The sequence below is a fragment of the Nocardioides sp. 1609 genome (genome assembly GCF_004522105.1).
Lineage (GTDB): Bacteria > Actinomycetota > Actinomycetes > Propionibacteriales > Nocardioidaceae > Nocardioides.
The window spans coordinates 180708-207361 of sequence record NZ_SPUJ01000004.1 but is presented as its reverse complement, the minus strand read 5'-3'; the positions used below and the strand labels follow the sequence as shown (position 1 = coordinate 207361).

The 26654-nt window shown below is 74.0% G+C and carries 26 protein-coding genes; 8 read left to right on the top strand and 18 right to left on the bottom strand.

What is annotated here, in order from left to right:
• Positions 1-43 precede the first annotated feature (43 nt).
• From E4623_RS11370 to E4623_RS11330, 9 genes are all read right to left on the bottom strand, one after another.
• Entirely contained in the window at positions 44-1375 is a 1332-nt protein-coding gene (locus E4623_RS11370; protein WP_134766662.1) for a cytochrome P450, read from the bottom strand.
• A 10-nt stretch (positions 1376-1385) separates the two neighbouring features.
• Positions 1386-3635, bottom strand: coding sequence for a heavy metal translocating P-type ATPase (locus E4623_RS11365; RefSeq protein ID WP_134766661.1), 2250 nt, complete (start codon positions 3633-3635; stop codon positions 1386-1388).
• Complete coding sequence (locus E4623_RS11360; protein WP_134766660.1) at positions 3622-4515, bottom strand: hypothetical protein; 894 nt, start codon at positions 4513-4515, stop codon at positions 3622-3624. The genes E4623_RS11365 and E4623_RS11360 overlap by 14 nt, the downstream gene beginning before the upstream one ends.
• 67 nt (positions 4516-4582) lie before the next feature.
• Positions 4583-4786: a heavy-metal-associated domain-containing protein gene (locus E4623_RS11355; protein ID WP_134766659.1), complete on the bottom strand. Its 204-nt coding sequence runs from the start codon at positions 4784-4786 to the stop codon at positions 4583-4585.
• 34 nt (positions 4787-4820) lie between these two features.
• The gene (locus E4623_RS11350) at positions 4821-5111 is read right to left on the bottom strand and encodes a metal-sensitive transcriptional regulator (RefSeq protein ID WP_134766658.1); all 291 of its coding nucleotides are present in this window, start codon (positions 5109-5111) and stop codon (positions 4821-4823) included.
• 177 nt (positions 5112-5288) lie between these two features.
• Positions 5289-6161: an acyl-CoA thioesterase domain-containing protein gene (locus E4623_RS11345; RefSeq protein WP_134766657.1), complete on the bottom strand. Its 873-nt coding sequence runs from the start codon at positions 6159-6161 to the stop codon at positions 5289-5291.
• Positions 6162-6212: 51 nt separating this feature from the next.
• Positions 6213-7868 (bottom strand): AMP-binding protein, encoded by a 1656-nt coding sequence (locus E4623_RS11340; protein ID WP_134766656.1) that lies wholly within the window; start codon positions 7866-7868, stop codon positions 6213-6215.
• Between the two features lie 6 nt (positions 7869-7874).
• Positions 7875-8828, bottom strand: a complete 954-nt coding sequence (locus tag E4623_RS11335) for a cyclase family protein (RefSeq protein WP_134766655.1) — start codon at positions 8826-8828, stop codon at positions 7875-7877.
• 174 nt (positions 8829-9002) lie between these two features.
• Positions 9003-9851 carry a TetR family transcriptional regulator gene (locus tag E4623_RS11330; protein ID WP_209020636.1) on the bottom strand — a complete coding sequence of 283 codons (849 nt, stop codon included), beginning with the start codon at positions 9849-9851 and terminating at the stop codon, positions 9003-9005.
• 146 nt (positions 9852-9997) lie between these two features.
• On the opposite strand from E4623_RS11330, the gene E4623_RS11325 reads away from it, so the two are divergent.
• From E4623_RS11325 to E4623_RS11310, 4 genes are all read left to right on the top strand, one after another.
• On the top strand, positions 9998-11611 hold the full coding sequence (locus E4623_RS11325; RefSeq protein ID WP_134766654.1) for an AMP-binding protein: 1614 nt from the start codon (positions 9998-10000) through the stop codon (positions 11609-11611).
• An 82-nt stretch (positions 11612-11693) separates the two neighbouring features.
• Positions 11694-12764 (top strand): NADH:flavin oxidoreductase, encoded by a 1071-nt coding sequence (locus tag E4623_RS11320; protein ID WP_134766653.1) that lies wholly within the window; start codon positions 11694-11696, stop codon positions 12762-12764.
• Positions 12765-13019: 255 nt separating this feature from the next.
• Positions 13020-14003, top strand: a complete 984-nt coding sequence (locus tag E4623_RS11315; RefSeq protein ID WP_134766652.1) for a TIGR01777 family oxidoreductase — start codon at positions 13020-13022, stop codon at positions 14001-14003.
• A gap of 9 nt (positions 14004-14012) precedes the next feature.
• On the top strand, positions 14013-15464 hold the full coding sequence (locus tag E4623_RS11310; protein ID WP_134766651.1) for a protein adenylyltransferase SelO: 1452 nt from the start codon (positions 14013-14015) through the stop codon (positions 15462-15464).
• Positions 15465-15468: 4 nt separating this feature from the next.
• Here the strand turns inward: E4623_RS11310 and rlmC are convergent, their stop codons facing one another.
• From rlmC to E4623_RS11295, 3 genes are all read right to left on the bottom strand, one after another.
• A complete protein-coding gene (gene rlmC / locus E4623_RS11305) occupies positions 15469-16584 on the bottom strand; it encodes a 23S rRNA (uracil(747)-C(5))-methyltransferase RlmC (RefSeq protein ID WP_134766650.1) in 1116 nt (371 codons plus the stop codon).
• Positions 16585-16608: 24 nt separating this feature from the next.
• Positions 16609-17097 carry a hypothetical protein gene (locus E4623_RS11300; protein ID WP_134766649.1) on the bottom strand — a complete coding sequence of 163 codons (489 nt, stop codon included), beginning with the start codon at positions 17095-17097 and terminating at the stop codon, positions 16609-16611.
• A gap of 67 nt (positions 17098-17164) precedes the next feature.
• Positions 17165-17773: a response regulator transcription factor gene (locus E4623_RS11295; RefSeq protein ID WP_134766648.1), complete on the bottom strand. Its 609-nt coding sequence runs from the start codon at positions 17771-17773 to the stop codon at positions 17165-17167.
• A gap of 218 nt (positions 17774-17991) precedes the next feature.
• Here E4623_RS11295 and E4623_RS11290 point away from each other — a divergent pair, with 218 nt between their 5' ends.
• Positions 17992-18639, top strand: a complete 648-nt coding sequence (locus tag E4623_RS11290; protein WP_134766647.1) for a response regulator transcription factor — start codon at positions 17992-17994, stop codon at positions 18637-18639.
• 74 nt (positions 18640-18713) lie between these two features.
• Entirely contained in the window at positions 18714-18956 is a 243-nt protein-coding gene (locus E4623_RS11285) for a DUF6458 family protein (protein ID WP_134766646.1), read from the top strand.
• Between the two features lie 37 nt (positions 18957-18993).
• Here E4623_RS11285 and E4623_RS11280 read toward each other — a convergent pair whose 3' ends face one another.
• Positions 18994-19986, bottom strand: a complete 993-nt coding sequence (locus tag E4623_RS11280) for a TIGR03557 family F420-dependent LLM class oxidoreductase (RefSeq protein WP_134766645.1) — start codon at positions 19984-19986, stop codon at positions 18994-18996.
• Between the two features lie 139 nt (positions 19987-20125).
• Between E4623_RS11280 and E4623_RS11275 the strand changes: the two genes are divergently transcribed.
• Complete coding sequence (locus tag E4623_RS11275) at positions 20126-20779, top strand: response regulator transcription factor (protein WP_134766644.1); 654 nt, start codon at positions 20126-20128, stop codon at positions 20777-20779.
• A gap of 13 nt (positions 20780-20792) precedes the next feature.
• On the opposite strand, the gene E4623_RS11270 is transcribed toward E4623_RS11275, so the two are convergent.
• Positions 20793-21221 (bottom strand): SRPBCC family protein, encoded by a 429-nt coding sequence (locus E4623_RS11270; RefSeq protein ID WP_209020635.1) that lies wholly within the window; start codon positions 21219-21221, stop codon positions 20793-20795.
• Positions 21222-21329: 108 nt separating this feature from the next.
• Complete coding sequence (gene lon / locus E4623_RS11265) at positions 21330-23711, bottom strand: endopeptidase La (RefSeq protein ID WP_134766643.1); 2382 nt, start codon at positions 23709-23711, stop codon at positions 21330-21332.
• Between the two features lie 91 nt (positions 23712-23802).
• On the opposite strand from lon, the gene E4623_RS11260 reads away from it, so the two are divergent.
• On the top strand, positions 23803-24354 hold the full coding sequence (locus tag E4623_RS11260) for a TetR/AcrR family transcriptional regulator (protein WP_134766642.1): 552 nt from the start codon (positions 23803-23805) through the stop codon (positions 24352-24354).
• Between the two features lie 9 nt (positions 24355-24363).
• Here E4623_RS11260 and E4623_RS11255 read toward each other — a convergent pair whose 3' ends face one another.
• From E4623_RS11255 to E4623_RS11245, 3 genes are all read right to left on the bottom strand, one after another.
• Positions 24364-24786, bottom strand: coding sequence for a Fur family transcriptional regulator (locus tag E4623_RS11255; RefSeq protein ID WP_134766641.1), 423 nt, complete (start codon positions 24784-24786; stop codon positions 24364-24366).
• Positions 24787-24850: 64 nt separating this feature from the next.
• Positions 24851-25225, bottom strand: coding sequence for an STAS domain-containing protein (locus E4623_RS11250; protein ID WP_134766640.1), 375 nt, complete (start codon positions 25223-25225; stop codon positions 24851-24853).
• A 191-nt stretch (positions 25226-25416) separates the two neighbouring features.
• Positions 25417-26640, bottom strand: coding sequence for a sugar phosphate nucleotidyltransferase (locus tag E4623_RS11245; protein WP_134766639.1), 1224 nt, complete (start codon positions 26638-26640; stop codon positions 25417-25419).
• Positions 26641-26654: the final 14 nt, after the last annotated feature.

Below are 26654 nucleotides of genomic sequence, written 5' to 3'. Positions count from 1 at the left end.
TCACCTCGCACTCCACGCTGACCCGTCACCCATGGGTGACGGGTCAGCGTCGTCTCCGGAGGTCGACGGGCTGACCGTCGGTGGGGAACGGCAGGGAGTGGTTGTTGAGCGGGGCGACGTACGACGGATCGACGCTCCACTCGTGGCTGCGGAGCAGGTGGTGCATGACCGCCTTGACCTCCATGCCCGCGAAGAAGAGCCCGAGGCACTTGTGGACGCCGCCGCCGAACGGCTCCCACGCGAAGCGGTGGCTGCGGTCCTCGCGCCGGGTGTCGGAGAACCGCTCGGGGTCGAACGCCGTGGGGTCGGTCCACAGGTCCGGCCGCAGGTGCGAGAACTGGGCGGCCACGATCACGAAGGTGTCGGCCGGGATCCGCACGCCCTCGACGACGACGTCCTTGACGGTCTGGCGCACGACGACCGGCACCGGTGCGCGCAGCCGCAGGCACTCCTTCATCACCAGCTCGAGCGAGGTGAGCCCGTCGAGCTCGGCGAGGCTCGGCCGGTCGCCGAGGGCCGCCGACTCGGCGCGGCACCGCTCCTGCCAGGCGGGGTGCTGGCCGAGGTGCTGCAGCATCGTCGAGAGCGTGCTCGTCGAGGTGTCGTGCGCGGCCATCATCAAGAAGATCATGTGGTTGACGACGTCGTCGTCGGAGAACCGCTCTCCCCCGGCGGTCTCGATGTGGCACAGCTGGGAGAACAGGTCGTCGGTCAGCCGCGCCCGACGCGACGGCAGGTAGTGCCGCAGCCACTCCTCGAGCACCTCGCGGCCGCGGTGGGCGCGTCCCCACCGGGTCAGCGGCAGGTCCTTGCGCACCAGCGCACCGGCGGCCTGCACGCAGGCGACGAAGGCGCGGTTGACCCGCTCCATCTCCTCGGGCGTCGCGTCCTCGGCACCGCCCATGAAGATGTCGGCGGCGATGTCGAGGGTCAGCTGCTTGAGCGCCGGGTACGAGCGGAAGCCGGGCGCCGGCGCCCACGTCGCGAGGCCCCGCTCGATCGCGGGGTGCATGCCGTCGGCGTACCCCTCCAGCCGCGGCCGGGTGAACGCCTCCTGCATGATCCGCCGGTGCAGCCGGTGCTCGTCGAAGTCGAGGAGCATCAGGCCGCGGTCGAAGAACGGCCCGACGAGCTGCGACCAGGCCGGGCCGTTGGCGAAGGCCTTCTCACCGTTCTGGAACGCCGCCTGGCAGGCGTCCGGGCCGAGCAGCATCACCCACGTGCCGCCGAGCCCCCGCAGCGGCGCGACCGGCCCGTAGTGCTCCCACTGCCGCTCGAACAGCGCGAGCGGGTCACGGGCGTAGGCGAGGGCGCGGCCCAGGACCGGCAGGCCCCGGTCCTCGCGTCGGATCGGCGGCAGCTCGCGGACGGTCACATAAGTGAGGTTACGCTGCGGCGCCGGCCTGCGCCCGGAACCGGCGCAGCCGCAGGCTGTTGAGCACCACGAAGACCGACGAGAACGCCATCGCGGCGCCGGCGATCATCGGGTTGAGCAGGCCGAGGGCGGCGAGCGGGATCGCGGCGACGTTGTAGCCGAACGCCCAGAACAGGTTGCCCCGGATCGTCGCGAGCGTGCGCCGCGAGAGCCGGACGGCGTCCGCGACGACGCGCAGGTCGCTGCGGACCAGGGTCAGGTCGCTCGCCTCGATGGCGACGTCGGAGCCGCTGCCCAGGGCGATGCCGAGGTCGGCCTGCGCGAGCGCGGCGGCGTCGTTGACGCCGTCGCCGACCATCGCGACCGCTCGGCCGGCGTCCTGGTAGCGGCGGACGACGTCGACCTTGCCGGCGGGCAGCACCCCGGCCACCACGCTGTCGGGGTCGATCCCGACGTCGGCCGCGACGGCCCGGGCGACCGTCTCGTGGTCGCCGGTGAGCAGCACCGGAGTCAGGCCGAGGTCGCGCAGCCGGCGGACCGCCTCCGCGGCCTCGGGCTTGACGGCATCGGCGACGACGAGGACGCCGCGTGCGGCGCCGTCCCAGCCCACGGCGACCGCGGTGCCGCCGCGCGCGCGGGCGTCGTCGAGAGCGGCCTCGAGGTCGGGCCCGAGCCGCAGGCCGCGGTCGGCCAGCAGCGACGGCCGACCGACGACCACGTCGAGCCCGTCGACGGTGCCGGTGACGCCGAGACCCTCGACGTTCGCGAACGACGTCACCGGCACCAGGCCCCCGACCGGTCCGGCGCCGGCCGCGACCGCGCGGGCCACCGGGTGCTCGGAGGCGTGCTCGAGGGAGGCGGCGAGCCGCAGCACGCGCTCGGCGTCCTCCCCGGCGGCGGGGACGACGTCGCGCAGCGTCATCGTGCCGGTGGTGACCGTGCCGGTCTTGTCGAGCAGCACGACGTCGACGGCGCGGGCCCGTTCGAGCGCCTCCGGCCCCTTGACCAGGATGCCGAGCTGGGCGCCGCGGCCGGTGCCGACGAGCAGCGCGGTCGGCGTCGCGAGCCCGAGCGCGCACGGGCAGGCGATCACCAGCACGGCGACCGCGGCGGTCACCGCGGCGGCGGTGCCGGCGCCGGTGCCGATCCAGAACCCGAGGGTGGCCGCGGCCAGCGCGAGGACGACGGGCACGAAGACGCCGGAGATCCGGTCGGCGAGCCGCTGGGCGGCCGCCTTGCCGTTCTGGGCGTCCTCGACGAGCCGCGCCATCTGGGCGAGCTGGGTGTCGGAGCCGACCCGGGTCGCGCGGACGACGAGCCGCCCGCCGACGTTGACCGTCGCCCCGACGACGGCGTCGCCGACGCCGACCTCGACCGGCACCGACTCGCCGGTCAGCAGCGACGCGTCGACCGCCGAGCCGCCGTCGGTGACGACGCCGTCGGTGGCGACCTTCTCCCCCGGCCGGACGACGAACAGCTCGCCCACCGCGAGGTCGGCGGCCGGCACCCGGCGTTCGGGGCCGTCGGGACCCTCGGGCAGGACGGCGACGTCGTGGGCCCCGAGGTCGAGCAGCGCCCGGAGCGCAGCGCCGGCGCGGCGCTTCGACCGCGCCTCGACGTAGCGCCCGGTGAGCACGAGCGTGGTGACGCCGGCGGCGGCCTCGAGGTAGATCATCGCGGCGCCGTCGCCCCGCTCGATGACGAACCGGAAGGGGTGCGTCATGCCGATCTCGCCGGCGGTGCCGAGGAGCAGCGCGTAGAGCGACCAGCCGAACGCCGCGAGGGTGCCGACCGAGACGAGGGTGTCCATCGTGGCCGCGCCGTGGCGCAGGTTGGTCCAGGCGGCGCGGTGGAAGGGCAGCGCGCCCCACACGACGACCGGCGCGGCCAGGGTGAGCGAGAGCCACTGCCACCCGTCGACCTGCAGCGCCGGCACCATCGCCATCGCGACGACCGGGATGCTCAGCACGGCCGAGACGAGCACCCGGTCGCGCAGGCTCCGGGTCGGGTCGGCGGCCCGCGCCGTCCCGGCGTCGTCGCCCGGGGCCGGGACGACGGGCAGGGTGGCGGCGTACCCGGCGGCCTCGACGGTGCGCAGCAGGTCGTCGGTGCTGACGCCGTCGGCGTGGGAGACGCGGGCCTTCTCGGTGGCGTAGTTGACGGTGGCCTCGACGCCGTCGAGCTTGTTCAGCTTGCGCTCGATCCGGTTCGCGCAGGCGGCGCAGGTCATGCCGGTGATGGCGAGGTCAGTGGTCGTCATGGCTCGCCTCCGCCGACAGCACGAAGGAGGCGGTGCGGACGACGCCCTCGTGCTGGAAGTCGAGGTGGAGCCGGTAGCGGCCGGTGCTCGGCACCTCGGCGGTGAAGGCGACGGTGGGGCCGCTCGGTCCCTCCTCGGGGTGCACGTGGAGGTGGGCGAGGTCGCCCTCGCGGAGGGCGACGAGGTGGCCGTACGCGCCGAGGTAGGGCTGGAGGTCGGTCACCGGGACGCCGTCCCGGGAGACGGCGAGCTCGAGCGTCGAGTGCTCGCCGGCGACGAGGCTGCCCGTCACGGTCACGGTGTAGTCGTCGACGGTCGCGGTGCGGGTGAGCGGCGGGGCCGGCACGACGTCGGTCGGTCCGGGCACGAGCAGGTCGACACCGAGGACGAGCCCCGCCCCGTCGCCGGCGTCCTCCGGCGTGAAGTCGGCGATGAGCCGCCAGGCGGACGGGGTCAGGTCGAGCGGGACCCGCCAGGTGCCGTCGGCGCCGAGCTCGGGATGGACGTGCTGGTAGCCGGCACCGTCACGGCGGACGGCGACCAGGTGCAGCAGCTTCTCGTGCTCGACGCGGTAGTCGGTGACGGCGTCGCCGTCCTCGTCGGTGATCCGGAAGGCGACCTCGCGGGTGCCGGGCCGCAGCGTCGCGCGGTCGAGCTCGAGCGTGTAGCCGTCCAGGCTGGACGCGAGTCCACCGGGGAGGCCGGGCTCGTCGGTGTCGGTGTCGGTGTCGGTGTCGTGGGCGCCGGCGTGGGCGACCTCGCGACCGTCGGCCGGGCCGACGGGGCCGACCGGGCCGGTGGCCCGGCCGATGCCGACCGCCGCCGCGAAGACGGCGACCAGCCCGAGGGCGAAGACCACGAGCCGGACCGGGGTGCTCATCCGTGGTCCCCGGGCCGTTGTCCGGCGGAGGAGCGGAGCGGGGGAACCGGAGAACGGCCTGGGGTGGTCATGTGAGCGTGTAGCCCGCTTCCTCGACGGCGGCGCGGACGGCGCCGTCGGGGAGGGGCTGGTCGCTGGTGACGGTCACGGCGCCGGTGTCCAGGTCGACCGCGACGTCGGTGACGCCGGGGACCTCGGTGAGCTCCTCGGTGACCGAGGCGACGCAGTGCTGGCAGGTCATGCCGGTGACGGCAAAGGTGGTGGTCGACATCGGGTGGTTCCTCTCGGGACGGTGGGTGGCCGGGTCAGGACCGGACGAGGCGCGCGATCGCCGCGGACGCCTCCTTGAGCTTCTGCTCGGCCTCGGGCCCGCCGGTCCTGGCGGCGTCGAGGACGCAGTGCGCCATGTGCTCGTCGACGAGCCCGAGCGCGACGGCCTGCAGCGCCTTCGTGGCGGCCGAGACCTGCGTGAGGATGTCGATGCAGTAGGTGTCGCTCTCGATCATCCGCTCGATGCCGCGCACCTGACCCTCGATGCGCTTCATCCGCTTGAGGTAGTCGTCCTTGTGGCTGGCGTAGCCCGGTCCGTGGTCCATGCTTGTTACCCTACCCCCCTAGGGTACCCGAGGCAAGACGTGGACCGGCCCAGCAGTGCAATTGCCCACGCTGGCTCGGCTCGCGGCGCCGAGACCGAGCCAACCTCGGCAATTGCACGCGTCGGGCCCGCGGTCGGCGCGCTCCTCGCGACCCGGTTCGGGTCTTCGTGTCGCGGCTCAGGCTCGGTTCGGGTCGCGGTACTCCTCGCGGTCGAAGCTGATCGACCGGCGCGCGTTGACCAGGGAGGTCACCACGACCTCGCCGATCGGGCCCTCCCGGTCGAAGACGGCCGCCGTCCCGACGGCGATCCCCTCGACCTCGACCCGGTCGAGCGCGGCCAGCCCGACCTCGGTGCCGCGCGGCAGCCGGGCCAGCGCGAGCGTGACGTCGGTGTTGATGTGCTGCACCCCGGCGCTGCCCCAGTTGAGCACCAGGCTGGCGCCGTCCGCCGTCGCCGCGGCCGCCTCGAACGGCGTCAACCGCTCGCCGGCGACCACCGGGACGGCGGCGTTCCACGACATCTTCCGCCCGGCGTTCTGGTGCTGCCGGAAGTCCTGGGACCACGCGGCGTCGCTGCGCAGGAACGGCACCGCCGGGCGGTCGGTCGGCGGGGCGACGTCCACGGGCGGCGGACCGGGCCGGTCGCCCGGCTCCCAGATCGCCGCGTCGGTCGACTCGGTCGCCTTGAGGAACAGCACGGACGCCCGCGCGACCCGCTCGCCGTGCTGGCTCAGCGCGACGTCGACCAGGCAGATCCGGGGGCTCTCGCGCACCACCTCGGCCGTCAGGGTGCACGGCTCGAACCGGGCGGGCCGGAACAGGTCGACGGTGTGCCGTGCCGGCCGCAGGTCGTCCCGGCCGAGCGCGGCCACGGTCCGCTCGGCGGTGCGCGCGAGGGCCCCGCTGACCGCGACGCCGTGCAGCTGCTCGCGCGACCACGAGCTGCGGGCCAGGTCGGTCGGCGCGAGCGCGCCGTCCGCGGCGTGCGGGCCGTCCGGGCCGTCCGGCGGCTCGACGAGGGTGAAGAACGAGAGGGAGGAGAGGTCCACCCGGCGGACGTTAACCACCCCCGCCGGGCGGATCTCCCTCTGGGGCGCTCCCTAGACGCCCCGGGTCCGGAGCTCGCGGCGCAGGATCTTGCCGGTGACGGTCTTCGGGAGCTCGTCGATGACGACCACCTCGCGGGGGTACTTGTAGGCGGCCATCCGCTCCTTGCAGTGCGCGACCAGCTCCTCCGGCGTGGCGCTGGTGCCGGGCTTGAGGCTGACGAAGGCCTTGACGGTCTCGCCGCGCCGCTCGTCGGGGACACCGATCACGGCCGCCTCGCGAACGGCGGCGTGCTCGGCCAGGACGTCCTCCACCTCGCGCGGCCAGACCTTGTAGCCGGAGGCGTTGATCATGTCCTTCTTGCGGTCGACGATGAAGATCCAGCCCTCGGGGTTCATGAACCCCACGTCGCCGCTCCTCAGCGCTCCCCCGGGCAGGTTCGCCGCCGTCTCGTCGGGCTTGCCCCAGTAGCCGGCCACCACCTGGGGCCCGTCGGCGACGATCTCGCCGACCTCGCCGAGCGGCACGTCGTGGCCCACCTCGTCCTGGATCCGCACGATGGTGCCCGGCACCGGGGTGCCGACCGAGAGCGCGCCCGAGGTCGGGTCGACCGGCGACGGCGTCCCGAACGGCGTCAGGGTCATCGGACTCGTCGTCTCGGTGAGCCCGTAGGCGTTGTGGACCTGCAGCCCGGTCGCGGCCAGGAAGGCCTTCTCGGCCGTCGGGGAGATGGCCGCCCCGCCCGAGTAGGTCGAGGTGAACGACGAGAAGTGGTCCTTGGTGAACGCCGGGGCGTTGAACAGCGCGTTGAAGGCGGTGATCGCGCCGATGGTGTAGGTGGGCCGGTGCTCGAGGAGCGCGTCGAGGACGACGTTCGGCTCGAAGCGGTAGGCCAGCACCAGCGGCGCCGGCGCGTCGAAGCTGACGCCGATGTGCCCGATCAGCCCGGTGATGTGGAACAGCGGCGCGATGCCGAAGATCGACCCGCCGCGCTGGAACCGGGCCCACTCGCGGTAGACCCGCGAGGTGAACACGACGTTGCGGTGGGTGTTCATCGCACCCTTGGGCACCCCGGTGGTGCCGGAGGTGTAGGTCAGGAACGCGACGTCGTCGCCGGCCAGCCCGACCGGCGGCGGCACCTCGCCGGCGTGCTGCTCGACGAGCGCGGCGAGGTCGGTCGTGCCCTCGTGCCGCTGCCGGGTGACGCCGGCGAACAGCCGCGGGTCGTCGCGCGTCTGGTGGTCCAGCTCGCTCGTGGTGAGCACCAGGCGCACCGCGGTGTCGGGGACGACGTCACGGCCGACCTCGTCGTACAGGGACTCGAGCGCCACCAGCACGGTCGCGCCCGAGTCCTGCAGCAGGTAGGACAGCTCGCGGGCGCGGCTCATCGGGTTGATCGAGACCAGCACGCCGCCGGCCTTCCAGGCGGCGAGCATGCAGACCACGAACTGCGGCACGTTCTGCAGGTAGACCGCGAGCCGCTCGCCGGCCCGGAAGCCGTCGGCCAGCAGGGCACTCGCGAGCGCGTCGCTCTGGGCGTCGAGCTCGCGGCGGGTCAGGGTGCCGTCGAAGTAGACGACGGCGACGCCGTCCGGGTCGGCGGCCAGCCCGGCCCGGAACATCTCCAGGGCGTTCGGGTGCTCCGACTCGAGGTCGGGTGGCAGGTCGCCGTACAGCGACAGCCACGGGCGTTCGTCGTAGACGCTCACGGGCGACTACTTGATGACGATCGGGTTGACCGGGGAGCCGCTGCCGAGCGCCACCTTGAGGGGGGCGGCGGCGTAGAAGAACTCGTAGACGCCGTCCTCGGCGCAGTCGGCGGCCAGCTGCTCGAGGTCGGCGATCTCGGTCAGCGTGACCCCGAGGTTGCGCATCAGCGCGTTGTGGAGGACCAGGGCGACGCCGTTGTTGGGGTCGAAGGTGACCTCGTTGGCGATCGTGTCGGTCACCAGGTTGGGGATCTCCATGTCGGCGAACCACTGCACGAGCTCGGGGCTGTAGACGAGGCCCGGCTCGCAGAAGCCCTCGTAGAACTTGTCGCCGAGCTCGAAGAAGAGCTGCAGGTAGTTGGTGCGGATAACGATGATGTCGCGCTTGCGCAGCTCCACACCCTGGGCCTCGGCGCAGGCGAGGAGGTCCTCGTGGGTGTAGGTCTCGGCCGCGTCGAGGGTCGGCTTGCCGCGGAAGCGCGCCATGTCGAGCAGCACCGCACGCCCGACGACGCCCTTCTCGGCGATCGGCTGGATGCTGGCCTTGTCGAGGCCGCCGATGGTGGTGCGGGCGTCGTAGCCGTTCCAGATCTGCCCGCCGTACCAGACGTGGCCGAGGGCGTCGTACTGGGTGGAGCCCTGCAGGAAGGCGTTGATCTTGTCGTCGGCGTAGTGCAGGCCGCCGGGGAAGGCGGGTGCGTCGTCGCCGTCCCAGCTCGACTCGTCGAGGATCTGGGTGCGCTCGGCCGGGGTGCGGCCCGGCCACACCGGGTCGCCCTTCGGGTCACCGATCAGGCGCTGCAGCGTGAACACCTTGCCGCTGGAGATCAGCGACGCCGCGGCGACGACCTGCTCGGGACCGAGGTAGTTCAGCGCGCCGACCTCGTCGTCGTCGCCCCACTTGCCCCAGTTGGACGGGGAGTCGGCCAGGAGGTCGGTCAGGTCGGGTGCGTCGGTCATCGAGCATGCCTTTCGTCGGGCGGGTGCGCGGGTGTGCTGAACCAGGGTGATCGAACGTTCTGACGGGTTCAGTGAGATGAGCGTCACAACGATCCGAGCGGTAGTCAACCCCCGTTCTCGCCCGTCGACAGAGTCGGGGACGGAGTTCGGCGAGGCTGAACGTCGACCGATGGCTCAGCGGGTCGGGCGCATCAGGTCGCGCGCCATCCCGGCGTACTCCGCGGCGATCTCGGCGGGTGGCTGCGACCCCTCCGGCGAGTACCAGTAGGGCAGCGCCATGCACATGGTGGCGACCGCCCGGGCCGCGTTGTGGGGCAGCGCGACCCCGAACGTGCCGTCCTCGACGGCCCCGGCCGCGGCGCCGTCGAGCGCGGCCTGGATGCGGCGTCGGGTAGCGGCGTTGCGCCGACGGTCGGGGGCCTCGAGGCTGCGCACCTCGGTCGCCACGATGAACGCCGCGTCGGCCCGCACGGCGTGGAAGAGCGCGAGCGCCTCGACCATCCGCTCGAACCTGTCGGCGGGGGTCTCCGCCTCCTCCCCCGCCCGGCTGACGCGCCAGGTCAGGTCGTCCATCACCAGGTCGACGAGTGCGACCAGCAGGCTCTGCTTGCTGCGGTGGTGGTGGTAGATCCCGGCGATGCTGATGTCGGCGGCCGCGGCGATCATCCGCATCGTGGCCCCGTGGTAGCCGGTCTCGCGGAAGACGCTGACGGCCGCGGCCAGCACGGGATCGAGGGCGAGCGGCGGGAACGCACGCCAGTCGCGGTGGCCCGGCGGGTGGCTCGCGGGCCCGGTCCCGACCGGCGGGGCGAGCAGCCGGGCGGGCGAGACGTCGAGCACCACGGCGATCTGGCGGAGCCGGACGACGGTGAGCCCGACCTTGCCGTTCTCGACCGCGCTCATGGTGCCGACGCTGACCCCGACCCGGTCGGCCAGCTCGCGCAGGGTCAGGCCCGCGGTCCGCCGCGCCTGCCGGACCGCGGCACCGGCGTGCCGCTCGTCGTCCGCCGAGAGTTCAGTCATGCTGAACATCCTAGGGCCGCCGTGGGTGGTCGCGACACGGACGGCGGCGACGCGCACCTCGGAGGAGGATCGCACCCCCGCCGCCAGGACGTCGGGCAGAATCGGGGCACGGGTGCCCGAGACGCGACGACGACCAGGGGGAACGGATGGAGCACGACGCGCGCCCCTGGCTCGCGCACTACCCCCCCGGCCGCCCGGCGACGTTCGTGCCGGACCACGCCGACGGGCTCTCGATGCTCGCCGCCGCGGTGGGCGCCGTCCCCGACGCCGCCGCGGCGCACTACCTCGGTACCTCGCTGTCGTGGGCCTGGCTCGACCGCGGCTCCGACGCCCTCGCCGCGCTGCTCGTGGCGCGGGGCTTCCGGCGCGGCGACCGGCTGGCCCTGTGCGTCCAGAACGACCCGGCGTTCCTGGTCGGCCTCCTCGCCGCGTGGAAGGCCGGCGGGGCGGCCGCGCTGGTGAGCCCGATGCTCCGCGCTCGCGAGCTCGACCAGACCCTGCGCGACTGCGAGCCCGCCGCGCTGCTGGTCCTCGCCGACCTCTACGAGGACGTCGCCCGCGCCGTGCTGGCCCCCGGCGACCTCGGCGTGCACACGGTCGTCACCGTGGCCGGCCCGGACGACGACCGGAGCGGGCCCGGCGACACCCTCGACCTCGCCGCGGTGCTGACCACCGGCGCGGCGCCGCCCCCGACCGCCCGCCCGCGACCCGATGACGTCGCCGTCCTCGCCTACACCTCGGGCACCACCGGGCGCCCCAAGGCGGCGATGCTCACGCACGCGAACCTCGCCCACAGCGCGCAGACCTACCGCGACTGGTACGGCCTCGCGCCGGGTGAGCCCGTCCTCGCGCTGTCACCGGTCTTCCACGTCACGGGCCTGGTCGGCGGGGTGGTGCTGGCGCTGCTGCTCGGGTCGCCCGTCGTGCTGACCCACCGGATCACCCCGGACGTCGTCCTCGCGGCGGTCCGGACCCACCGGCCGTCGTTCGCCGTGGCGTCGGTGACGGCCTACCTGGCCCTGGTCGACGACGGCCGTGCCGAGCCGGCGGACTTCACCTCGTTCCGGGTGCTCGCCTCCGGCGGGGCGCCCATCGAGCCGGCCGTCGCCGACCGGATCGAGGCGGCGACGGGCCACTACCTCCACAACGTCTACGGACAGACCGAGACCACCTCCCCCTCGCACGCCGTGCCGCCCGGCGTCCGGGCCCCGGTCGACGAGGCGACCCGCTCGCTGTCGGTCGGCCTGCCGGTCTTCGGCACGGTCACCCGGGTCGTCGACGACCACGGTCGCGACGTGCCGGTCGGCGAGATCGGCGAGCTCGTCACGACCGGGCCCCAGGTGGCGATCGGCTACTGGCGCAACCCCGAGGCCTCCGCCGAGTCGCTCCCGGACGGCGCCCTGCACACCGGCGACGTCGGCTTCATGTCGCCCGACGGCTGGTTCCACGTCGTCGACCGCCGCACGGACATGATCAACGCCTCCGGCTACAAGGTCTGGCCCCGCGAGGTCGAGCAGGTGCTCGCCGGCCACCCCGCCGTCCGGGAGGTGGCCGTGGTCGGGATCCCCGACGACTACCGCGGCGAGTCGGTCAAGGCGTTCGTGGCCCTCCGCCCGGACGCCGTGGTGAGCGAGGTCGAGCTCGTCGGGTACTGCCGCGAGCGGATGGCGGCGTTCAAGTACCCGCGCGAGATCGAGCTCGTCGCGCGGCTGCCCCGCACCCTCACCGGCAAGGTGCTCCGGCGCGAGCTCCGCGCCTGACCGTGCGCGGGCGACCCGCGTCGGCGACGGGCGTGGCCGGGGCGCCCGCGGCCCCCACCGGCGGCTCCGCCACCATGGTCGGGTGACCCGTCTCGACGATCCCCTCTCCTTCCACCGCGGCTCCGCGTGGGCGAACCGGCTGGCGCTCGCGCCGCTGACCAACCAGCAGAGCAGCCTCGACGGCACCCTGGGCGAGGACGAGTACGAGTGGCTGGTCGCCCGCGGCGAGGGCGGGTTCGGCCTGACGATGACCTGCGCGGCGTACGTCGCCCGCGCCGGCAACCCGTGGCCGGGCCAGCTCGGCATCTCCGAGGACGCCCACCTTCCCGGCCTGACCCGGCTCGCCGACGGCCTGCGCGCCACCGGCACGGTGTCGTCGGTGCAGCTGCACCACGGCGGGATCCGGGCCGACGCCGCGGTGTCCGGCGAGCAGGTCGTCGCCCCGTGGGACGACCCCGACAAGGGTGCCCGCGCCCTGACCACCGCGGAGGTGCGCGAGGCCGTGGCCGACTTCGTCGCAGCGGCCGGGCGGGCGGAGCGGGCCGGGTTCGACGGCGTCGAGGTGCACGGGGCGCACGGCTACCTCGCGGCCCAGTTCCTCGACGTCCGCAAGAACCACCGCACCGACGAGTACGGCGGCGACCTGGCCGGACGCTCCCGCTTCCTGTTCGAGGTGCTGCGCGGCATCCGGGAGTCGACGCCCACGCTGCAGGTCGGCGTCCGGCTCAGCCCGGAGCGGTTCGGCATCGTGCTCGACGAGGCGAGGTCGCTGGCGGCGCAGCTGATGGCCGACGACCTCGTCGACTACCTCGACCTGTCGCTCTGGGACGTCCGCAAGCAGGTGCACGGCGCCGAGGACGACACCCTCCTGATCGACCACTTCATGGACCTCCCGCGTCACGGCGCCCGGGTGGGCGTCGCCGGCAAGGTCCTCGGCGCCGCCGACGCGGACTGGTGCCTGGTCAGGGGCGCCGACTTCGTGACGATCGGGACCGGCGCGATCATCCACCACGACTTCGCCCGCCGCGCCGTCACGCACCCGACGTTCGTCAGCATGGCCCAGCCCGTCTCGCGCGAGCACCTCGCGGCCGAGCGGGTCTCGCCGTCGTTCATCGACTACCTGGCTGCCGGCTGGGACGACTTCGTGGCCTGAGCCTCCACAGGCGCCGCTGGCGCCGTGTCGGCCGCGTGCCGCGCGCCCGCAGGACGTCGAGGCGCACGTCGACGACCGTGACGACGAGGTGGGGACGGGTCATGGACGTCGTCATGCGGGTCCGCCACGTCGAGGATCCCCTACGAGGCGGATCCCCGACGTCGCGACCCCCGGCGTCGGGGATCCCCGACGACGGGGATCCCTCACGACGTGGACTGAATTGAACATGTTCAAATCATCGCCTACGGTCGGGTCATGAAGATCGTGGTCCCCGGTGGCACCGGCCAGGTCGGCGGCGTCCTGCGCCGCGCACTCGTCACGGCAGGGCACGAGGTCGTCGTCCTGAGCCGGCACCCCGGTCCCCTCGAGGAGGGAGTCCGGCACGTCGGGTGGGACGGGCGGACGCTGGGCCCCTGGGCCCGCGAGGTCGACGGCGCCGACGCGGTCGTCAACCTGGCCGGCCGCACCGTCAGCTGCCGCTACACCGACGAGAACCTGCGGGAGATGATGGACTCGCGCGTCGAGTCCACCCGGGTCGTCGGCCGGGCGATCGAGGCCGCGGCCCACCCGCCCCGCGTCTGGCTGCAGATGAGCACCGCGACCATCTACGCCGACACCCGCGGGCCGGCGCACGACGAGGCGACCGGCGTGATCGGCGGCGAGGAGCCCGACGTCCCCCTCTACTGGGAGTACAGCGTCCGGATCGCCCGGCGCTGGGAGGCCGCCCAGGCCGAGGCGTCGCTTCCGGCGACCCGGCGCGTCGCGCTGCGCACCGCGATGGTGATGACCCCCGACCGGGGCGGCGTCCTCGACCACCTCCTGTGGCTGGCCCGGCTCGGGCTGGGGGGACCCGTGGCGGGCGGCGGGCAGTACGTGTCGTGGATCCACGGCGACGACTTCTGCCGCGCGGTGCAGCTCCTCCTCGACCGCGACGACCTCGAGGGCCCGGTCAACCTCGCGGCGCCGGACCCGCTCCCCCAGCGCGACCTGATGAGCGGGCTGCGGGACGCGTGGGGCCGTCGTCCCGCCCTCCCCGCGACGCGGTGGATGGCCGAGCTCGGCGCCCGCGCCCTGCGCAGCGACACCGAGCTGCTCCTCAAGAGCCGCCGGGTCGTCCCGGGACGGCTCGTCGACGCCGGCTTCGTGTTCGACCACCCGACCTGGGACGACGCGGCCGCCGCCCTGGTGCGCGACGTCCGCGACCGCCGATCCTCGGGCCGGGTTCGCAGCGCCGCGTAGCCTCGACACGTGAGCATCTCCGCCCCGTCGCTCGAGCTCGGCAACACCTTCGCGACCGAGCTGTCGGAGCTCGCGTTGCCCTGGAGGGCCGAGGAGGCGCCCGAGCCCCGGCTGCTCGTGCTCAACCAGCCGCTCGCCGTCGAGCTCGGCCTCGACCCCGCGTGGTTGCGCACCGACGACGGCGTCCGGCTCCTCGTCGGCAACGCCCTGCCGGCGGGGGCGACCCCCGTCGCGCAGGCCTACGCCGGCCACCAGTTCGGCGGCTACTCGCCCCGGCTCGGCGACGGCCGGGCCCTCCTGCTCGGCGAGCTCGGCGGCCCCCGGCAGCGGCGCGACCTGCACCTCAAGGGCTCCGGCCGGACGCCGTTCGCGCGCGGCGGCGACGGGCGTGCCGTCGTCGGCCCCATGCTGCGCGAGTACGTCGTCAGCGAGGCCATGCACGCCCTCGGCATCCCGACGACCCGCTCCCTCGCCGTCGTCGCGACCGGCCGCCGGGTCCAGCGCGAGGTGCCGCTGCCGGGCGCCGTGCTGACCCGGGTCGCCGCCAGCCACCTGCGCGTCGGGAGCTTCCAGCTCGCCCGCTCCACCGACGACGCCGACCTGCTGCGCCGCCTCGCCGACCACGCCATCGCCCGCCACCACCCCGGGGCCGCCGACGCCGACAACCCCGCGCTCGCGCTGTTCGAGGCCGTCGTCGCAGCCCAGGCGTCCCTGGTCGCGCGTTGGATGCTGGTCGGGTTCGTGCACGGTGTGATGAACACCGACAACGTCACCATCTCCGGCGAGACCATCGACTACGGCCCCTGTGCGTTCCTCGAGTCCTTCGACCCGACGACCACCTTCAGCTCGATCGACGAGCAGGGCCGCTACGCCTACGGCAACCAGCCCCTCGTCATGGAGTGGAACCTCGCCCGGCTCGGCGAGGCCCTGCTCCCGCTCGTCCACGACGACGAGGCCGAGGCCGTGACCCTGGTGACCGACGCCCTCGGCGGCTTCCGCCGGCGGTACTCCGCCGCCTGGTCCGCCGGTCTCGGCGCCAAGCTCGGCCTGCCCGGCACCGCCTCCGACGAGCCGGTGGTCGACGACCTCCTGCGCCTGCTCCAGGAGAACCACCCCGACCTCACGTCGTTCTTCCGTGCCCTCACCACCGCCGCCGGCACCGGCGACCGGGAGCCGGCCCGCAGCCTGGTCGTCGACCTCGCCGGCGTCGACGCCTGGCTCGACCGCTGGCTCGCACTCGGCCCCGACGCCGAGCTGATGCGCCGTACCAACCCCGTCGTCGTCCCGCGCAACCACCTCGTGGAGGAGGCGCTCGTCGCCGCCACGGACGGCGACCTCGAGCCGTTCGGCCGACTGCTCGAGGCCGTCACCCACCCGTTCGAGGACCGGCCGGGGTTCGAGCGCTACGCCGAGCCCGCTCCCGACTCGTTCGGCGGCTACACGACCTACTGCGGCACCTGACCGCTCACCTGCGGCGCAGCAGCACCGCGACCTCGTAGTGCCCGGTGTGCGGGAACATGTCGAGCACCCGCGCCCGCTCGGCGACGTACGACGGCAGCGCGGCGAGGTCGCGGGCCAGGGACTCCGCTCGGCAGCTGGAGTAGATCAGCGTCCGCGCCGGCGCGCGCTCGAGCCACGCGCACAGCCCGGGTCCGAGGCCCCGTCGCGGCGGGTTGAGGACCACGAGGTCCGCGGCGGAGTCCGGCGGCGCCGTCGCGTCGCCCGCGAGGAAGGCGACGTCGTGCAGGCCCAGCTCGGCGGCCGTCGTCGTGGCGCTCGCGACCGCCTGGTCGCTCACCTCGACGCCGAGCACCCGCCGGCCCGGCGCCGCGAGGTGCAGGGCGAAGCCGCCGACCCCGCAGTAGAGGTCGAGGACGTCGACCGGGGCGACCTCGTCGGCCCACGCCGCGGCCTGCCGGTAGAGCGCCGCCGCGACCTCGGTGTTGGTCTGGAAGAAGCTCTGCGGACCGAGGTGCAGCGCGATGCCGTTGACGGCGACCCGCAGCGTCGACCGCTCGGTCAGCACGACCTCCTCGGCACCCTCCAGCACCGCCTTGTGCTCGGGCTGCAGGTTGGCACTGACCACGACGACGTCCGGGCGCGCCGCGAGGAACGCCGGCAGGTGCTTGCGCAGCCGCGGCAGCCCCTCGGTGGAGCGGAGCACCAACCGCACCAGGTGCTCGCCGTCGGGCGACTCGGTCACCAGCAGGTGCTTGAGCTCGCCGCGGCGCGTCGGGACGTCGTACGGCGTCAGCCCGGCCCGGCCCACCAGGTCGGCGAGCGCGGGCAGCAGCGCGTGCATCCGCGGCGAGTAGAGCCCGCAGGTGCGCAGGTCGGTGCCGCGGCCGTGCGGGTCGAGGATCCCGAGCGTGGGCCGGTCGGCCGTGCCCCCGACCACCATCTTCGCCTTGTTGCGGAACCCGCTCGGCCGGCTCACCACCGGTGGCAGCCACGCGAGGCCCGGGTGGTCGCCCAGCACGCGCCGGCAGTGCTCGACCTTCGCGTCGACCTGCGCGTCGTACGGCGTCCGGAGCTCGGTGCACGAGCCGCACCGACCGTCCTCGAAGTAGCCGCACCGCACCCGGTGACGGTAACCGGTCGCTGCTCAGAACATCGTGTCGCGGCGCGCGGCGCGGTGCACGACCAGCGCGACCGCCAGCGGGAGCACCGCGACGACCACGGCGGCGGCCGCCCACGGGACCTGGTCGCCGGCCGTGCGCGACCCCTCGAGCGCGGGGTCGGCGGCCGAGGCGACGGTGACGAGGAGGACGAGGGAGACCCCGGTCGCGGCCGTCCAGACGGCGCCGGCGACGGCGACCCCGGTCGAGAGCACGACGGTGGGGCGGAAGCAGTGGAGCGCGGCCAGCACCAGGTTGCCCGCCCCGACCACCACGGCCCCGACCACGACCAGCAGCGTGGTCAGCCCGTACAGCGGGTCGAGGTCGTCGACACCCGCGGTCAGCGCCGCGTCGGCCCGCAGGAGGCAGGACGCCAGCACGGCGACCGCGGCCACCGGGAGCAGGAAGGTGGCGACGGCGAGGGCACGGGGAGCGACGACGTCAGGGACGCGCCGGGTCTCACGGGTGGACGACATGGCCGTGAGCCTGGTCGTCCTACCGCCCGCGGGGCAGAGTCGTCGTACTCAGGCCGCGGCGGGGGACCTAGGCCGGCCGGTCGGCGGAGAAGCCGTGCTGCAGGCACCACACGACGGCCTGGCTGCGGCTGGAGACGCCGATGCGGCGGTAGGCGCTGCGGATGTAGGTCTTCACCGAGTTGATGCTGAGGTAGCTGCGCTCGGCGATCTCCTGGTTGCTGAGGCCCTGGGTGATCAGCGTGAGCACGTCGACCTCGCGCGGCGTGAGGCCGACGTCGTGGCCGAGCCGGTGGCCGACGGCCTCGGCGTCGGTCGACCCCACCGCACCGGACGTCGTCGCGGCGCCGACCCCGACGGGCGTGGCCGAGAGCACCGCGCTGAGCAGCTCGTCGTCGTCGACGCCGAGGGAGAAGAAGCCGTCGGCGCCGCGGGCCAGGGCACGCGCGGCGAGGTCGGGACGCAGGTCCTGCGAGACGACGAGGACGGTGGAGACGGTCGAGTTGACGTAGAACTCGAGGTCGGCACCGTCGCCCTGGTGCAGACCGACGGCGTCGTACAGGATCACGTCGGGGTCGTGGGCGTCGACGCCGGTGGACAGCTCGACGACCGCGACCCGGTCGGGGTGGTGGGAGAGCATGGCGGTCAGCCCGGCCGACACGACGTCGAGGGGGCTCACGACCGCAACCTTGCTCACGGGGGAAGTCATGGCCCAGGTCTATCGGAGAACGGCACCCGCCCCCCGCCCGGTCACCCCTGCGGGTGAACACGGGTGCTCGCCCGGGGCGCGGCGTCGCCACCGGGACCCTCGATCCGCCCCCGCGGGTCCGCCCGACGACCGGTCGGCCCGGTGGCAGCGGCCCGCCGAACGGCAGACCCTGCCTCTACGATGCCCCCATGGCACGCCGGCTCCGCATCGCGATCGTCAACGACTACCAGATCGTCGTGGCGGGCATCGCCGCCGTCCTGCACCCCTTCGCCGACCGCGTCGAGGTCGTCGAGCTCGACGCCAAGGCGCCGGTCCAGAGCACGGTCGACCTCGTGCTCTACGACTCGTTCGGACAACCGCAGGGCGACGCCGTCCCGCTCGACAAGATCGGGGCCGTCGCCGCCGGGCAGGTCGTCATCTTCAGCTGGAACACCGACCCGCGCCTCGTCGAGCGGGCCATGGCCGCCGGGGTCGCCGGCTACCTGTCCAAGGGCCTCTCCGGCGCCGAGCTCGTGGCCGCCCTGGAGGCGGCGCACGCCGGACGCCGCGTGGTCCCGAAGCCGGACACGGTGAGCACGGACGACTTCGGTCGCTGGCCGGGCGACGAGCACGGACTCAGCGCCCGCGAGGCCGAGGTGCTGGCCCTGATCTGCCAGGGGCTGAGCAACCAGGAGATCACGGAGCGGGCGTTCATCGGCATGAACACCGTCAAGACCTACATCCGCACGCTGTACCGGAAGATCGGTGTCGACAGCCGCACCCAGGCCGTGCTCTGGGGCGTCGAGCACGGCTTCGAGCCGGTCCCGACCCGGATCGTGCGCCACCCCCGGGCCTGATCCGTCCTTTACCCGGGCCCTCTTCACCCGCAGAGGCGGACCGGGGTGGGCCCCTGCCCTGTCATGGTCGCCGGATGGGATATGGATTCGGAGCTTTTCTCCTCGTCGTCGGCCTGGTGCTCGCTCTCGCCGTCAAGGACAGCGTCGACGCGGTCGACCTCGTCACGGTCGGCTGGATCATGGCCGCCGTCGGCGTCGCCGTGATCGCGCTGACCGCGATCACCTTCAGCAGCAGCCGCCGGCGCAAGTCCGTGGTCGCGACCACGCACCCCGACGGCTCGCAGACCGTGCAGGAGCGCCGCGACACCCAGATGTGAGGACGCCGGTGTGAGGACGCCGGTGTGAGGACGACCGTCAGGCCCGCAGCTTCTCCAGCAGCGGGCCGGCGGCCTCGTCGAGGAAGCGCTGCTGCCACTGGTCGCCGACCTGGACCAGCGCGACGTCGGTGAACCCGGCGTCCACGAAGCCCTGGACGGCCTCGACGATCGCGTCGAGGTCGGGGCCGCAGGGGATCGACTCGGCGACGTCCTCGGGGCGGACGAACTGCGTCGCCCCCGCGAAGCCGGCGGGCGTGGGCAGGTCGGCGTTGACCGGCCAGCCGCCGGCGAACCAGCGGAACTGCTCGTGGGCGAGCCTCACGGCGGCGTCCGCACCCTCGGCGTCGGGCGCCCAGCAGATCGGGATCTGCCCGATCGCGCGCCCGGGCCCCTCGGGCCCGATCCGCGGGGCCCCGTCGACGGCGTTCCAGGTCTCGATCAGCGAGGCGTCCGGCTCGACGGCGACCAGGTGGTCGGCCAGGGGTCCGAAGGTCTCGATCGAGCGGTCGCCGGAGACCGCGACGGCGAGGTCGACGCCGTCGTCCGGCAGGTCCCAGATCCGGGCGGACTCGACCCGGAAGTAGTCGCCGTCGTGGTCGACCAGCTCACCGGTGTGCAGCCGCCGGATGATGTCGATGGCCTCGACGAGCATCGCCTGCCGGGTCGCCACCCCGGGCCAGCCCTCCCCCACGACGTGCTCGTTCAGGCTCTCGCCCGACCCGAGGCCGAGGGTGAAGCGCCCCTCGGCCAGCAGCTGGAGCGTCGCGGACTTCTGCGCGACGACGACCGGGTGGTAGCGCATGGTCGGGCAGGTCACGTACGTCATCAGCTCGACCCGCTCGGTCGCCTGGGCGACCGCCCCGAGCACCGTCCAGGCGTGCGGGGCGTGCCCCTGCTCGACCAGCCAGGGCGAGAAGTGGTCGCTCGACACCTCGAAGTCGAACCCGACCTCCTCCGCGCCGCGCGCGTAGGAGACGAGCTCCCGGGGGCCGCTCTGCTCGGTCATCAACGTGTAGCCGAATCTCGTCATGGCTCCACCCTCACCGCCGTCGACGGCTGGGGGAGCACCCCTGCGGATGACTCCGGCCGGACCCCGGCCCCCGGGGAGCCCGGACCGACCCCCGGCGGGATCGGCAGCGCGCGGGGCCGGGCTCTGGCATCCTCGGGAGATGAGCAGTGCAGCGCCCGTGCGCGTCGCCGTCGTCAACGACTACGAGATCGTGGTCGTCGGCGTCGCCGCGGCCCTCGCACCGTTCGGTGACCGGATCCGGGTCGTGGAGGTGGCGGCCGGGACCCGCGCGGTCAGCGACGTCGACGTCGTCCTGGTGGACACCTTCGGCCAGCGGCAACGCGGCCTCCGGCCGGTGACGGCGAACGACGGCGACGGCGCCCGGGTCCTGGTCTTCAGCTGGGACGAGGACCCGACCCTCGTCGAGGCGTCGGTGGCGGCCGGGGCGGCCGGGTTCGTGTCGAAGCGCTCCTCGGCCGAGGAGCTCGTCACGGCCCTCGAGCGGGTCCACGCCGGCGAGACGGTGGTCCCGGCTCGCGCAACCCCCGACGAGCCCCAGGCCGCCGACGTCCTCGGCCGCTGGCCCGGTGACCGCCTCGGGCTGAGCCCGCGCGAGTCCGAGGTGCTCTCGCTGATCTGCCAGGGCCTCAGCAACGACGACATCACCGAGCACGCGTTCATCGGGATCAACACCGTGAAGACCCACATCCGCACGCTCTACCGCAAGATCGGCGTCGAGAGCCGCACCCAGGCCGTCGTCTGGGGCCTGCAGCACGGCTTCCAGCCCGACCGGGTGCGCGTCCTCGATTCCTGAGGCCCGGGTCGGGCTACAGGTGCTCGAGGGAGTCCAGCAGGCTCTCGGCCACGAAGTCCCCCAGCACGATCAACCCGTCGCGGTCGAGGACCACCGACGACGAGGCGTGGCGCGGGCTGAAGACCGCCTGGTAGGTCACGCGGGTGCCGCCGGGGACGTCCTCGACGGTGATGGTGTCGAGCAGCGCCAGCCCCGCCGCCCTGCCGCGCAGCTGGAGCCGCTCGTGCTCGACGTACTCGGTGACGACGTAGTCGACCTCCGTGCTGCGCCCGTCGAACTTCGAGACGTTGTGGTAGGTCGTGCCGACGCCGCCGTCACCGCTGACCCGCTCGGTCGAGAGCGTCGGCGGGTCCCACTCCTCGGTGGTCGTGAAGTCGGACAGGAACGCCCACACCGCGGGCAGCGGTCGGTCGACGGTGATCGTGCGCTCCACGACCGGCACGACGACTCCCCCCGACTTCCCTGGTCCGACACCACGGTGACAACTGGACTCCTCCGACCATGTCCCGGATGCCACCGCCACGTCCGCACCCCCAGGGGTGGGCGCGGCTCAGGCGGCCTCGACGGCGGCGTCCACGGCCGGGGACGGCTCCTCCAGCGCACCCCGGACGACGTCGAGGACGTCGCCGACGACGTGCACCGTGAGCGCCTCGAGGACCTCGGCGGGGACGTCGTCGAGGTCGGGCTCGTTGCGCAGCGGCACGAACACGTCGGTGAGACCGGCCCGCTGCGCGGCCAGCAGCTTCTGCTTGAGCCCGCCGATCGGCAGCACCCGTCCGTTCAGGGTGACCTCGCCGGTCATGCCCACCGTCGAGCGCACCGGCCGTCCGGTGGCCAGCGACGTCAGCGCGGTGACCATCGTGATGCCGGCCGACGGGCCGTCCTTCGGCGTCGCGCCCGCGGGCACGTGCACGTGGATCGCCTTGTCGAAGAACGCCGGGTCGACGCCGAGCTCGACGGCGTGGGAGTGCACGAAGGAGAGCGCGATGTGGGCCGACTCCTTCATCACCTCGCCCAGCTGACCGGTCAGGGTCAGCCCCGCGCTGCCGGAGCCCGCGTCGTGGGCGCTGGCCTCGATGAACAGGACGTCGCCGCCCAGGCCGGTGACCGCGAGACCGGTGGCCACGCCGGGCACCGAGGTCCGCTCCGCCGTCTCGGGCATGAAGCGCGGCCGCCCGACGAGCTCGTGGAGGTCGTCCACCCCGATGTCGACGCGGGTGTCGGCCCGGGTCGCGAGCCGGGTCGCCGCCTTGCGCAGCGCGCGGGCGATCAGCCGCTCCATCTGGCGCACCCCGGCCTCGCGGGTGTGGTTGGCCGCGAGCTCGTGCAGCGCCTCGTCGCTGACCGTGACCTCGTCGGCCGTCAGCGCCGTCCGCTCCAGCTGGCGCGGGAGCAGGAAGTCGCGGGCGATGGCGACCTTGTCGTCCTCGGTGTAGCCGTCGAGGGTGACCAGCTCCATCCGGTCGAGCAGCGCGCTCGGGATCTGCTCGACGACGTTCGCCGTGGCGACGAACAGGACGTCGGAGAGGTCGAGGTCGAGCTCGAGGTAGTGGTCGCGGAAGGTGTGGTTCTGGGCCGGGTCGAGCACCTCGAGCAGGGCGGCGGCCGGGTCGCCGCGGTGGTCGGCGCCGACCTTGTCGACCTCGTCGAGCAGCACCACGGGGTTCATCGAGCCGGACTCCTTGATCGCCCGGACGATCCGGCCGGGCAGGGCGCCGACGTAGGTGCGCCGGTGCCCGCGGATCTCGGCCTCGTCACGGACGCCGCCGAGGGCGACGCGCACGAAGTTGCGGCCCAGCGCCCGGGCCACGGACTCGCCGAGCGACGTCTTGCCGACGCCGGGAGGCCCGGCCAGCAGGACGACGGCGCCGGAGCCTCGGCCGCCGACGACCTGGAGGCCACGCTCGGCGCGGCGGGCGCGGACGGCGAGGTACTCCACGATCCGGTCCTTGACCTCGTCGAGGCCGTGGTGGTCGGCGTCGAGGACGGCGCGGGCGGCGACGACGTCGGTGGAGTCGTCGGTGACGACGCCCCAGGGCAGGTCGAGCACGGTGTCGAGCCAGGTGCGGATCCACCCGGCCTCGGGGTTCTGGTCGCTGGCCCGCTCGAGCTTGTCGACCTCGCGCAGCGCGGCCTCGCGGACGGCCTCCGGCAGTCCGGTGTGGGCCTCGACCCGGGCGCGGTAGTCGTCGGAGCCCTCGGGCTCGCCCTCACCGAGCTCCTTGCGGATCGCGGCGAGCTGCTGGCGCAGCAGGTACTCGCGCTGCGTCTTCTCCATGCCGTCGCGGACGTCCTCGCCGATCTTGTCGGTGAGCTCGACCTCGGCGAGGTGCTCGCGGGTCCACTCGACCAGCGTGGCGAGCCGCTGCTCGACGTCCGGGGTCTCGAGGAGCTCGCGCTTGCGCTCGTCGGAGAGGTACGGCGCGTAGCCGGCGGCGTCGGCGATCGCGCTGGCGTCGGTCATCCGGTGCACGGTGTCGATCACCTGCCAGGCCTCACGGCGCTGGAGGACGGCGACGACCAGCCGCTTGTAGTCCTCGGCGAGCTCGCGGGCCCGGTCGGTGACGTGCTCGCCGACGGTCTCGACCTCGACCCAGAGGGCCGCGCCGGGGCCGGTGACCCCGCTGCCGATGCGACCACGCCGCTCGGCCTTGAGCACGGCGGCGGGCGCGCCGCCGGACAGCCGACCGACCCGCTCGACGGAGGCGATGACGCCGTAGGAGGCGTAGCGGTCCTCGAGCCGGGGGGCGACGAGGAGCCGGCCGTCGCTGGACGCACGGGCGGCGTCGATCGCGGCGCGGGCGGCGTCGTCGAGCTCGACGGGCACCACCATGCCCGGCAGGACGACGAGGTCGGTGACGAAGAGGACCGGCAGCGCGGTCGTGCCGGGCTGGCCGGAGAGGTCGGCGGTGTTCGTGTCGGTTGTGCTCATGTCCGCTCAACCGCGCGGGTTCGGTGCGATGTTCCGTTGTTCGTCGTGGGCGAACACCACCGCGGCCCGCGCCCCGTCCTAGGGTGGGTCGATGACCACGGGCGGGTTGCGGGCGGCGTACTTCGGTGCCGGCCAGGCCATCCTCGCGACCGAGGGGTACGGCGGCCTCAAGCTGGCCGCGGTCGTCGGCCGCCTCGGCGTCACGACCGGCAGCTTCTACCACTCGTTCGCGAGCTGGCAGGAGTACACCGACGCGCTGCTCGAGAACTGGCTGGAGGAGCGCACGACCCAGCTCGTCGCGCTCGCGCGCGGGCACGCCCACCCCGTGGAGCGGCTCCGCGTGCTCGCCCGGATGAGTGCCGACCTACCGCACCGCAGCGAGGCCGCGATCCGGGTGTGGGCCGCCGTCGAGCCGCGGGTCCGGGCGGTGCAGGAGCGGGTCGACCACGACCGCCGGGCGATCGTCGTCGAGGCCCTGGAGGAGCTGGTCGGGCCCGAGGACGCCGCCCACCACGCCGCGCTGGCGATGTGCACGCTCGTGGGCTACGAGATGCTCGCTGAGCAGGTCAGCCGCGAGGAGCTGACGTGGTCGCTGGACGCGATCCTGCGCTCGGCGGTCGACGGGCGTGACCGGGACGGGTGACGGCGACCGTCAGCCCCGGGCGGTCCGGCACTCGGGGCAGGTGCCGAAGAGCTCGACGGTGTGGCTGACGTCGACGTAGTCGTTCTCGGCCGCCTTGGCCGCCGCCCAGCGCTCGACGGCCGGCCCCTCGATCTCGACGGTGCGGCCGCAGTGGCGGCACACGAGGTGGTGGTGGTGGGTCGTGCTGCAGCGCCGGTAGACCGCCTCGCCGCCGTCGGTCTTGACGACGTCGACCTCACCGGCGTCGGTGAGGGCCTGCAGGGTGCGGTAGACCGTCGCGAGTCCGACCGACTCACCGTCGCGACGCAGCGCGTCGTGGATCTCCTGGGCGGTGCGGAAGTCGTCGGAGGCGTGCAGCGCGGCCTCGACGGCGCGCTTCTGCCGGGTGGAGCGCGTCCCTGCGGCCGGGCGGTCCACCGACTGGTCGTTCATGCCGGCCACCGTACCGTCCGCCCCCCTGACCCACCGGCCGCGACCGCCCGCGCCCGGGGACGTCTCAGGGCCGGCCCACCGCGGTGTCGCCCTCGCCGGCGAGCGCCTGCGCGCGGGTGGCGGCGACGCGGAACACGCGGTCGAGGCCGGTCAGGCGCAGCAGCCGGGTGACCGGGTCGCCGTCGACCACGATGATCATGCCGCCGCGCAGGCCGCGGGTCCGGCGGTGTGCCGAGACCAGCACCCCGAGCCCGACGGAGTCGACGAAGTCGACGTCGGTGAGGTCGACGACCAACCGCACGCGGGCCTCGACGAGCAGCTCGTTCACCAGCCGGCGGAATCCGGTCGCGGAGGCGATGTCGAGCGAGCCGGCGACGGCCAGCACGACGACGCCGCCGACGTCGGTGACGGCCATCGCCACCGACGGGTCACGGCCCACCGGTCACCACCCGGCCGGCGGGCACCTGGAGTGGGGGGGGGGGGGGGGGCTCCGGCCCCGACGACTCCGAAGTATCCCTATCGGGACACTGCAATTAAAGGCCCTCGCGGACGGCGTGCCAACCCGCGGACCATCGGATCGCTCGACCCCGCGGAAGGCAGCGCCTCTCACGCGGAGCCCCGGGCGTCCCGTCACGCCGACGTCCCGGGCTCGAGCCGGGCCCCCACGTCGACGCGGACGCCGGCCGCGACCGTGCTGCCGCGCCCGACGATGGTGATCGCGTCGTCGTCGTCGAGGTCGGCGTCGGGGCCGCCGACGACGGCGTCCGCGCCGACGTCGCAGCGCATGTCGACGATCGAGCGGTGCACCGAGGCCCCGGCGCGGACGACGGTGTCGGCGAAGAGCACGCTGTCGACCACCTCGGCGCCGGCCTCGACGACCACCCCGGGGGAGAGCACGCTGCCGCGTACCGTCCCGGCCACGGTGCACCCGGGGCTCACGAGGCTGTCGGTCAGCACCGCACCCTCGAGGAACCGGGCCGGCGCCCGTTGCGGCTGGTGGGTGATGATCGGCCAGTCCTCGACGCCGAGGACGCCGACGTCGTCGAGCAGGACGTCGCGGTGCGCGGCGAGGAACTTGCTCGGCGTCCCGAGGTCGCGCCAGTAACCGGGCAGCGCGAACGCCGCCGTGCGGCCGCGTGCGACCAGGCGGGGCAGGAGGTGCTCGCCGAAGTCGCCGAGACCGCTGTCGCCGGGCCCGGCGTCGGCCCCGAGCTCGCGGTGGAGCTCCTCGAGCACCTCGACGAGCACGGCGGGGTCGTAGGCGAAGATCTCGGTCGCCACGACGCCCGAGTCGGGGTCCTCGGGCTTGTAGTCGAACCCGACCACGCGCCCGTCCTCCACCCGGACGACGGCGTGGTCGCCGGCCTGCTCGACCGGGACCTCGGTCGTGACGACCGTGCACTCGGCGCCGGCGTCCAGGTGCGCCCGGACGACGTCGTCGAGGTCGGCGCGGTAGACGTGGTCGGCGCTCAGCACGAGCAGGACGTCGGGTCGCGCCGACTGGACCCGGTCGCGGATGCGGAACAGCTCGTCGGCGTTCCCGGTGGCGAACCCGTCCTCGTCGAGGGTGCCGGTGCCCTGCTCCGGCATGAGCAGCCGCAGGCCCTCGTGGTTGCGGTCGAGGTCCCACGGGCGGCCGTTGGCGACCTGCTCCTCCATCGAGGACGCCTGGAACTGCACGGACAGCCAGATGTGGCTGATCCCGCTGTTGGACAGGTTGGACATCGGGAAGTCGACGAGCTGGAAGACCCCGGCGAACGGCAGCGCGGGCTTCGCGCGCTCCCGGGTCAGGACGTCCATCCGGCTACCGGCGCCGCCGGCCTGGATGATGGCAAGCACACGGGACCGGGGCACGGGGTGATCGTGGC

Excerpts from the sequence above, each read along its gene's own strand:
- E4623_RS11300 (WP_134766649.1), bottom strand. The coding sequence starts at position 17,097 with ATGTCGTCCACCCGTGAGACCCGGCGCGTCCCTGACGTCGTCGCTCCC.
- E4623_RS11290 (WP_134766647.1), top strand. The coding sequence starts at position 17,992 with ATGGCACGCCGGCTCCGCATCGCGATCGTCAACGACTACCAGATCGTC.
- E4623_RS11325 (WP_134766654.1), top strand. The coding sequence starts at position 9,998 with ATGGAGCACGACGCGCGCCCCTGGCTCGCGCACTACCCCCCCGGCCGC.
- E4623_RS11330 (WP_209020636.1), bottom strand. The coding sequence starts at position 9,851 with ATGACTGAACTCTCGGCGGACGACGAGCGGCACGCCGGTGCCGCGGTC.
- E4623_RS11360 (WP_134766660.1), bottom strand. The coding sequence starts at position 4,515 with ATGAGCACCCCGGTCCGGCTCGTGGTCTTCGCCCTCGGGCTGGTCGCC.
- E4623_RS11255 (WP_134766641.1), bottom strand. The coding sequence starts at position 24,786 with ATGAACGACCAGTCGGTGGACCGCCCGGCCGCAGGGACGCGCTCCACC.
- E4623_RS11260 (WP_134766642.1), top strand. The coding sequence starts at position 23,803 with ATGACCACGGGCGGGTTGCGGGCGGCGTACTTCGGTGCCGGCCAGGCC.
- E4623_RS11365 (WP_134766661.1), bottom strand. The coding sequence starts at position 3,635 with ATGACGACCACTGACCTCGCCATCACCGGCATGACCTGCGCCGCCTGC.
- E4623_RS11275 (WP_134766644.1), top strand. The coding sequence starts at position 20,126 with ATGAGCAGTGCAGCGCCCGTGCGCGTCGCCGTCGTCAACGACTACGAG.
- lon (WP_134766643.1), bottom strand. The coding sequence starts at position 23,711 with ATGAGCACAACCGACACGAACACCGCCGACCTCTCCGGCCAGCCCGGC.
- E4623_RS11285 (WP_134766646.1), top strand. The coding sequence starts at position 18,714 with ATGGGATATGGATTCGGAGCTTTTCTCCTCGTCGTCGGCCTGGTGCTC.
- E4623_RS11280 (WP_134766645.1), bottom strand. The coding sequence starts at position 19,986 with ATGACGAGATTCGGCTACACGTTGATGACCGAGCAGAGCGGCCCCCGG.
- E4623_RS11315 (WP_134766652.1), top strand. The coding sequence starts at position 13,020 with ATGAAGATCGTGGTCCCCGGTGGCACCGGCCAGGTCGGCGGCGTCCTG.
- E4623_RS11335 (WP_134766655.1), bottom strand. The coding sequence starts at position 8,828 with ATGACCGACGCACCCGACCTGACCGACCTCCTGGCCGACTCCCCGTCC.
- E4623_RS11350 (WP_134766658.1), bottom strand. The coding sequence starts at position 5,111 with ATGGACCACGGACCGGGCTACGCCAGCCACAAGGACGACTACCTCAAG.
- E4623_RS11355 (WP_134766659.1), bottom strand. The coding sequence starts at position 4,786 with ATGTCGACCACCACCTTTGCCGTCACCGGCATGACCTGCCAGCACTGC.